The organism is Vibrio sp. 1727, from assembly GCF_033344415.1.
Taxonomy (GTDB): Bacteria; Pseudomonadota; Gammaproteobacteria; order Enterobacterales; family Vibrionaceae; genus Vibrio; species Vibrio alginolyticus.
The window spans coordinates 1-512 of the sequence record NZ_JAWPOT010000692.1 but is presented as its reverse complement, the minus strand read 5'-3'; the positions used below and the strand labels follow the sequence as shown (position 1 = coordinate 512).

Genomic DNA, 512 nt, shown 5'->3' with positions numbered 1-512 from the left:
GCCTTTCCGGATGTGCCATTACTTTTAGGAGATCAGCAGCTTCATTTGCATTGCCTTTCATTGCTGCTACATCCATATCTGTATAGCTCATGACTCACCTCTACATTAAAAACTAAATTAGATATTACTAAAACAGCATATTTAGTCAACACTAAATTAGCAATTATGAATTTAGATAAATTAACATTAGACATTTCTAATTTAGTTAATTATAGTGATGAACATCAAAGGATGGCGTTCTCAGTTTGAGAGTACGAAGGAGAAGAGTTATGACGTTAGAAAATGCAGTACGAGTTTTTGCAGGCACGATGGTATTGGTCTCGGTCATACTAACCGTGTTCGTTCACAGTAACTTCATTTGGTTCGCCGTGTTCATCGGCGTTAATCTTATTCAAAGTGCTTACACGGGAATCTGCCCTGCTGCTTATTTTTTAAAGAAATTTGGTTTTAGATAATCTAGAGCGTAGTGACCTTTCACACAGGCTATTCGTGAAAGGTCAGCTCGCCCTAAA

At 37.5% G+C, this 512-nt stretch carries 1 protein-coding gene; it reads left to right on the top strand.

The features are described 5' to 3' along the window. Positions 1–269: 269 nt before the first annotated feature. Complete coding sequence (locus tag R8O10_RS27650) at positions 270–455, top strand: DUF2892 domain-containing protein (protein ID WP_318192288.1); 186 nt, start codon at positions 270–272, stop codon at positions 453–455. Positions 456–512 lie beyond the last annotated feature (57 nt).